At 67.3% G+C, this 6,933-nt stretch carries 9 protein-coding genes and 1 tRNA gene; all 10 read right to left on the bottom strand.

The annotated features are described in order from the left end of the window. Positions 1–1,001: NADH-quinone oxidoreductase subunit D (locus AC2H6A_RS16730; RefSeq protein WP_484274850.1), on the bottom strand; the 1,001-nt coding region annotated here is incomplete at its 3' end. Between the two features lie 17 nt (positions 1,002–1,018). Next, complete coding sequence (locus AC2H6A_RS16725; protein ID WP_484274849.1) at positions 1,019–1,615, bottom strand: NADH-quinone oxidoreductase subunit C; 597 nt, start codon at positions 1,613–1,615, stop codon at positions 1,019–1,021. Positions 1,616–1,622: 7 nt separating this feature from the next. Then, positions 1,623–2,099 carry a NuoB/complex I 20 kDa subunit family protein gene (locus tag AC2H6A_RS16720; protein WP_484274848.1) on the bottom strand — a complete coding sequence of 159 codons (477 nt, stop codon included), beginning with the start codon at positions 2,097–2,099 and terminating at the stop codon, positions 1,623–1,625. A 42-nt stretch (positions 2,100–2,141) separates the two neighbouring features. Continuing rightward, complete coding sequence (locus AC2H6A_RS16715) at positions 2,142–2,501, bottom strand: NADH-quinone oxidoreductase subunit A (protein WP_484274847.1); 360 nt, start codon at positions 2,499–2,501, stop codon at positions 2,142–2,144. 136 nt (positions 2,502–2,637) lie between these two features. Then, positions 2,638–2,722: transfer RNA gene (locus tag AC2H6A_RS16710), tRNA-Leu, on the bottom strand. Positions 2,723–2,768: 46 nt separating this feature from the next. Further along, on the bottom strand, positions 2,769–3,281 hold the full coding sequence (secG, locus tag AC2H6A_RS16705) for a preprotein translocase subunit SecG (protein WP_484274846.1): 513 nt from the start codon (positions 3,279–3,281) through the stop codon (positions 2,769–2,771). A 12-nt stretch (positions 3,282–3,293) separates the two neighbouring features. Then, on the bottom strand, positions 3,294–4,070 hold the full coding sequence (gene tpiA / locus AC2H6A_RS16700) for a triose-phosphate isomerase (protein WP_484274845.1): 777 nt from the start codon (positions 4,068–4,070) through the stop codon (positions 3,294–3,296). Between the two features lie 160 nt (positions 4,071–4,230). After that, positions 4,231–5,115, bottom strand: a complete 885-nt coding sequence (pssA, locus tag AC2H6A_RS16695; protein WP_484274844.1) for a CDP-diacylglycerol--serine O-phosphatidyltransferase — start codon at positions 5,113–5,115, stop codon at positions 4,231–4,233. Further along, positions 5,085–5,963 carry a 2OG-Fe(II) oxygenase gene (locus tag AC2H6A_RS16690; protein ID WP_484274843.1) on the bottom strand — a complete coding sequence of 293 codons (879 nt, stop codon included), beginning with the start codon at positions 5,961–5,963 and terminating at the stop codon, positions 5,085–5,087. Before AC2H6A_RS16690 ends, pssA begins: the two co-directional genes overlap by 31 nt. A gap of 53 nt (positions 5,964–6,016) precedes the next feature. Next, on the bottom strand, positions 6,017–6,933 hold a 917-nt coding region (ilvC, locus tag AC2H6A_RS16685), incomplete at its 5' end, for a ketol-acid reductoisomerase (RefSeq protein WP_484274842.1).

The following is a 6,933-nucleotide window of genomic DNA, read 5'->3' as shown; positions in this document are numbered from 1 at the left end:
TGGATGAGGTCTTCCATGTGGGTCTTCATGCCCACACGCGACGGCGGTGCCACCTTGTGGTTGTCGGACATCACCGGACCGGGATTGTTGCGCAGCCACTCGACGCACTGACGCACGATGCGGTTGCTCTCGCGCATCTCGGCCACGCGCACCAGGTAGCGGTCGTAGCAGTCGCCATTGCGCCCGACCGGAATGTCGAAGTCGACGAGGTCGTAGACCTCGTAGGGCTGGGTCTTGCGAAGATCCCAGGCCACGCCGGAGCCGCGCAGCATCGGGCCGGTGAAGCCCAGCGCCTTGGCACGCTCGGGGCTGACCACGCCGATGCCCACCAGCCGCTGCTTCCAGATGCGGTTGTCGGTGAGCAGGGTCTCGTACTCGTCGACGCAACCGGGGAAGCGGTTGGTGAAGGCCTCGATGAAGTCGAGCATCGAGCCTTCGCGATCGCGGTTGTAATCCTTGAGCGCGGCCTCATTGCGCAGGCGGCTCTCGCGCAGCCGCGGCATCTGCTCGGGCAGGTCGCGATAGACGCCGCCCGGCCGGTAGTAGGCCGCGTGCATGCGCGCACCCGAGACCGCCTCGTAGCAGTCCATGAGGTCTTCACGCTCACGGAAGGCATAGAGGAACACCGCCATGGCACCGACATCGAGGCCGTGCGCGCCGATCCAGAGCAGATGGTTGAGGATTCGGGTGATCTCGTCGAACATCACCCGGATGTACTGGGCCCGCAGCGGCACCTCGACCCCGAGCAGCTTCTCGATGGCCATCACATAGGCGTGCTCGTTGCACATCATGGACACGTAGTCCAGACGGTCCATGTACGGCACGTTCTGCAGGTAGGTGCGGGTCTCGGCGAGCTTCTCGGTGCCGCGATGCAGCAGACCGATGTGCGGATCGGCGCGCTGGACCACCTCGCCGTCGAGCTCGAGCACCAGCCGCAGCACGCCGTGGGCGGCCGGATGCTGAGGCCCGAAGTTCAGGGTGTAGTTCTTGATGTCTGCCATGGCTGTGGTCGGGCGGCTCAGCGGCCGGCGCCGTATCCTTCCTCGCGGATCACCCGCGGGATGTTCTCGCGCGGTTCGATCGACACCGGCTGGTAGACCACCCGCTTCTGCTCGGGGTCGTAGCGCATCTCGACGAAACCCGACACCGGGAAGTCCTTGCGGAAGGGATGCCCGACGAAGCCGTAGTCGGTAAGGATGCGGCGCAGGTCGGCGTGGCCTTCGTACACGATGCCGAGCAGGTCGAAGGATTCGCGTTCGTACCAGCCGGCCGCGGGCCAGATCTCGGTGACCGAGGGCAGCACCGGAAAGTCATCATCGGCGCAGAAGCTGCGCACCCGAACACGCTGGTTGAGGGTGACCGAGAGCAGGTGAATGACCGAGGCAAAGCGCGGGCCGCTGTGAGTGCCCTCGCCATGGTCACGATAGTCGAGCCCGCAGAGATCGATCAGGGTGTCGAAACCCAGGCCAGGCGCATCGCGCAGTGCCAGCGCTGCCGCGGGAAGGTCGGCCGGTGCGACCTCGATGGTGATCTCGCCCAGGGCCTCGACCAGGCCCGCCAGCCGGGTGCCGAGCGCGGACTCGAGGGTTTGGCGAAGCGATTCGAGCGCAGTCATGTCCGGATCAGCGCGCGATGGTGCTGGTGCGCCGGATCTTGCTCTGCAGCTGCATGATCCCGTAGATGAGCGCTTCGGCGGTAGGCGGGCAGCCCGGCACATAGACATCGACCGGCACGATGCGGTCACAGCCGCGCACCACCGAGTAGGAGTAGTGGTAGTAGCCCCCGCCGTTGGCGCAGGAGCCCATCGAGAGCACCCAGCGCGGCTCGGGCATCTGGTCGTAGACCTTGCGCAGCGCCGGCGCCATCTTGTTGCACAGCGTGCCGGCCACGATCATGAGATCGGACTGGCGCGGGCTCGGCCGGAAGACCACGCCGAAGCGGTCGAGGTCATAACGGGCCGCGCCGGCGTGCATCATCTCGACCGCACAGCAGGCCAGGCCGAAAGTCATGGGCCAGAGCGAGCCCGTGCGCGTCCAGTTGACCAGCTTGTCGATCTGGGTGGTGACGAAGCCTTCACCCAGGACACCTTCCATGCTCATCTGTGCCGCTCCGAACGCAATCGCGGAGGGCGCCGGCCGGGATCATTCCCAGTCGAGCGCGCCCTTCATCCACTCGTAAACGAACCCGACCACCAGCACCGCCAGGAAGATCATCATGGCGGCGAAACCGAAGAAGCCGATGGCGTCCAGGGAGACCGCCCAGGGAAACAGGAAGGCAATCTCGAGATCAAACAGGATGAACAGGATGGCCACGAGGTAGTAGCGGACATCGAACTGCATGCGCGCGTCTTCGAAGGCCTCGAAGCCGCATTCGTAAGGCGAGAGTTTCTCGGTGTCGGGCCGGGAGGGGCCGAGCAGCTTGCCGATCAGCATGGGACCCACGCCGACAGCAGTGCCGACCAGGATGAACAGGAGGACCGGGAGGTAGGCGTCGAGGTTCACGGGGAAGATTCAGCTGGGTGGTACCCGGACTACTGGCTGGCTGCTGGCTGCAAGAACCCGGGGACGACGCGGTGGACGCGCCCCGGGCCGACCCGGAGATGGAACCCGGGCGGAGAACCCCCGGGCGACTGATTGTTGGTGCCGACGGCGAGACTCGAACTCGCACAGCTTTCGCCACTACCCCCTCAAGATAGCGTGTCTACCAATTTCACCACGTCGGCTCGTGGATCGCGGAGGAGCGTCAGGCCCCTCGCGAGACCCCGCATTCTACTTCGGAATCTGGGTGCTCTGCCGGTTTTTTTGCACTGCCGCATCGGCGTCACCGCCAGTTGCGGAACCCGCAGCCGCCGGTGCGGCGGGCGCAGCCGGCACGCCAGCCGCCGGCGCCGCGGCACTGCCCTCGGCAGGGGACGGCGCCGCTCCGGCCGGTGCGGCCGGGACACCCGATGAGTTCGGAATACCCTGCGAGCCCGGCGCAGCCGGCACACCGGTGGCAGGCGCCCCGGCGGGCTGTTCCATGATGCTGCGCGGCGTGGCGCTCTGGCGGCTGCCGGTGAACGACAGGGCCAGCGTGCTGAGGAAGAAGATCGTGGCCAGCACCGCCGTGAACCGGGAGAGGAAGTTGGCCGAGCCGGTGGCTCCGAACAGACTGCCCGATGCCCCCCCGCCGAAGGCCGCACCCATGTCGGCGCCCTTGCCGTGCTGCAGCAGCACCAGCACGATGACGCCGATGGCGCTGAGCACCTGAGCGACGAGGATGAGGGAGTTCAGGATGGTCATGAAGGCTTTTCCTCAGGCCGATGCCGCACTGCGGCAGATCGCGATGAATTCGTCGGCGATCAGGGAGGCTCCCCCGATCAGCCCGCCATCGATGTCGGGCATGGCAAACAGCGCCGGTGCGCTGGCGGCCTTGACGCTGCCGCCATACAGGATGCGCAGCGAGGCAGCGTCGAAACCGGCCGCCGACAGGCGGCCCCGAATGAAGGCATGGACCGCCTGCGCCTGCTCGGGCGATGCGGTGCGGCCGGTGCCGATGGCCCACACCGGCTCATAGGCAATCACGAGCTGGCCGGGTGCGCCCAGCGAGGCCAGCCGGGCGAGCGGCGCTATCTGGGCCGCGATCACCGACTCGGTCAGCCCCTGCTCCCGGTCGGCCAGGGTCTCACCCACGCAGGCTATCGGCAGGAGCCCCGCCTGCAGCGCCCGGTCGGCCTTGACCGCCACCTGTTCACTGGTCTCGCCGAGCAGCGCGCGCCGCTCGGAGTGCCCCACGGTAACCCAGCGGCAACCAAGATCGCGCAGCATGGCGGCCGACACTTCGCCGGTGTAGGCGCCATCGGCATGGCCGGCGACATCCTGTGCCCCCCAGCTCACCCCCGTCTCGCCGAGCCAGGCGGACACCTGCGGGAGATACGGATAGGGCGGAAGCACCGCCACATCGACACCGGCAAGCAGTGCGGCATCGAGCCCGGCGCGCAACGCGGCGAGCAGTGGCTCGTTGCTGCCGAGCGTGCCGTTCATCTTCCAGTTGCCCACCACCAGGGGTTTGCGGGCTTCTTGCCGCTGCATGATTGGTCGCCAGGCTTGGCGTCAGGAAAACCGACGATTGTAGGGGTCGGCGCAAGACCCAGTCAAATGACGCACCCTCCCCGGACGGGAGATCAGAGGCGCGGCGCACGACCCGAGAGCAACCCGCTGCCCGTCGGCTGCGCCAGCAGACCGCAGGCGTTCAGCGCCGCCCGCCGGGGGGCTCTTCGGGAGGTGCGGCGGCCGCCTGCGCGGATTCCCGCCAGGGTGCAGCGCGGCCGGTCTTGAGGCGCCACAGCCAGACCGCATAGCCCGACAGGCCGTACAGCACGAAGAGCGAGAACAGAACCACCGGAGGGTCGCTGGAGACAAGCACGAACAGCAGCACCACGCCGATCATGACGATGAAGGGCACGCTGCGCTTCAGGTTGATGTCCTTGAAGCTGTAGAACGGCGCGTTGGAAACCATGGTCACCCCGGCGTACACGGTGAATGCCCACGCCACCCAGGCGAGGTCGCGTGGCGAGGCGGTGATCCACTTGGTTTCACGCAGGTCGGTGACGATCCAGATCAGACCCATGACCAGTGCCGCAGCCGCCGGGCTGGGCAGGCCCTGGAAGTAACGCTTGTCGACCACGCCGATGTTGGCGTTGAAGCGCGCCAGCCGCAGCGCGGCCCCGGCGCAGTAGACGAAGGCCGCCAGCCAGCCCCACTTGCCCAGGCCTCGAAGGGTCCATTCGTACATGATCAGGGCGGGCGCAGCGCCGAAGGAAACCATGTCGGAGAGGCTGTCGAACTGCTCGCCGAACGCGCTCTGGGTGTTGGTGAGCCGGGCCACACGGCCATCGAGGCTGTCGAGGAGCATGGCCACGAACGTGGCCACGGCTGCGTGATCGAAGCGGGCGTTCATGGCCTGGACGATCGCGTAGAAGCCGCAGAAGAGCGAGGCCGTGGTGATCGCGTTGGGCAACAGGTAGATGCCACGGGCGCGGCGCGGCGCCTCCCCGGGGGCAGCCGGGCGCAGGGGCCGTACCGGCCGGAAACGGCGACGCGGGTTCATCGGTGGTAGGGCCCCTGGCGCAGCCATTTGGTGGCGATCCACTTCTCGCCCTGCGTGACCGGCACGCCGGCATGCAGGCAGCGGGCATCGAGACCGCCCGCACCGTTCAGGTACTCGAAGTACACCGCATTGCCTCGACCGGGCCGGATGTCGAGGGACAGTTCGGGGAAACGGGTCTCGCCGCCGCCGGCGACATCGTTGAGATACACGATGAGCGTGGCCACCCGCTGGCCGCCCGACTTGAGCACCTCGGCGCTGCCGGGGTCGGCGGGGTCGAAGTAGTCATGGTGGGCAAGGTACTCGTTGCCCGGCTTGTAGTGAAGGATCTGCAGCGGCTCGCCATGCTCGACGGGCAGGCCGGTGAGCGCCGCGATGCGCTGCTCGAGGCGCGCCACCAGCGCGTTCTCGCCGCGCTCGAAGAACGTGCCCTCGCTGGTGCGCACCGGGCTGATCTCATCGCCGCCCGACTGGCGGTCGAGCACGCTGGAGCGGGTGAGCTTGCCGGCCGAGAGCGCGATCAGCTTCTCGCACTCCTGCTCGGAGATGAGGTCGTGGATCAGCGAGATGTTGGGATCGACCAGCGCGAAACCGATGCCCACGTCACGATCGGCGGCACGGAACCGGGCCGTGCCGGGCAGCCGGCAGGGGTCAGCCCGGTAGGTGGCGAGCATGGCGGGAGCCTGCTGCTGCACCCGCTCGGTCATGGAGCGCACCACCGAGATGGCCACGCGGGCGTAGTGCTCGTCGAACCCGCTCTGGCGCATGGTGGCCAGCATGTCGGCATCTGAGCAGCCGCGCACCACATTGCCGGCCAGCCAGTCCTGCCAGTCTGGGGCAAGTGCCGGCATCGGCGGAGGTGCGAGAACCGAGGTCATGCCGGACAGTATATCGCCGCGGCCCGGTGCAGCGTCGGGCCGCGGCAGGTCGGTCAGTTGCGGGTCTTGTCGACCAGCTTGTTGGCCTTGATCCAGGGCATCATGGCGCGCAGCTGCTCGCCCACCACCTCGATCTGATGCTCGCCCATCAGGCGGCGACGCGACAGCAGCGTGGGCGCGCCGGCGCGGTTCTCGAGGATGAACTGCTTGGCGTACTCGCCGGTCTGGATGAACTTGAGCGCCTCGCGCATGGCCACGCGGGTTTCCTCGGTGATCACCTTGGGCCCGGTGACATACTCGCCGAACTCGGCGTTGTTCGAGATGCTGTAGTTCATGTTGGCGATGCCGCCCTCATAGATGAGGTCGACGATGAGCTTGAGCTCGTGCAGGCACTCGAAGTAGGCCATCTCGGGGGCGTAACCCGCCTCGACCAGCACCTCGAAGCCCATCTTGATCAGCTCGACGGTGCCGCCGCACAGCACGGTCTGCTCGCCGAACAGATCGGTCTCGGTCTCTTCACGGAAGTTGGTCTCGATGATGCCGGCACGCCCGCCGCCGATGGCGCAGGCATACGACAGGGCGAGATCGCGCGCCAGACCGGAACGGTCCTGGTGGATGGCGACCAGCATCGGCACGCCACCGCCGCCGGCATAGGTGGAACGAACGGTGTGACCGGGGGCCTTGGGCGCCACCATCACCACATCGATGTCCTCGCGCGGGATGACCTGACCGTAGTGGATGTTGAAGCCGTGAGCGAAGGCCAGGGTGGCGCCCTTCTTGATGTTGGGGGCGATCTGCTCGCGGTAGGCGTCGCCGATGTGCTCGTCGGGCATGAGCATCATGACGAAGTCGGCGCCCTTCACCGCATCGGCGATCTCGGCCACCTTGAGGCCGGCCTTCTTGACCTTGTCCCACGAGGGGCCGCCCTTGCGCACGCCGACCGTGACCTTGCAGCCGGAGTCGTTGAGAT

The sequence above is a fragment of the Quisquiliibacterium sp. genome, from assembly GCF_982640115.1.
This window is presented reverse-complemented; position numbering and strand designations above follow the sequence as displayed.

Excerpts from the sequence above, each read along its gene's own strand:
- secG (WP_484274846.1), bottom strand. The coding sequence starts at position 3,281 with ATGACCATCCTGAACTCCCTCATCCTCGTCGCTCAGGTGCTCAGCGCC.
- AC2H6A_RS16720 (WP_484274848.1), bottom strand. The coding sequence starts at position 2,099 with ATGAGCATGGAAGGTGTCCTGGGTGAAGGCTTCGTCACCACCCAGATC.
- AC2H6A_RS16725 (WP_484274849.1), bottom strand. The coding sequence starts at position 1,615 with ATGACTGCGCTCGAATCGCTTCGCCAAACCCTCGAGTCCGCGCTCGGC.
- pssA (WP_484274844.1), bottom strand. The coding sequence starts at position 5,115 with ATGGCTGCGCCAGGGGCCCTACCACCGATGAACCCGCGTCGCCGTTTC.
- tpiA (WP_484274845.1), bottom strand. The coding sequence starts at position 4,070 with ATGCAGCGGCAAGAAGCCCGCAAACCCCTGGTGGTGGGCAACTGGAAG.
- AC2H6A_RS16690 (WP_484274843.1), bottom strand. The coding sequence starts at position 5,963 with ATGACCTCGGTTCTCGCACCTCCGCCGATGCCGGCACTTGCCCCAGAC.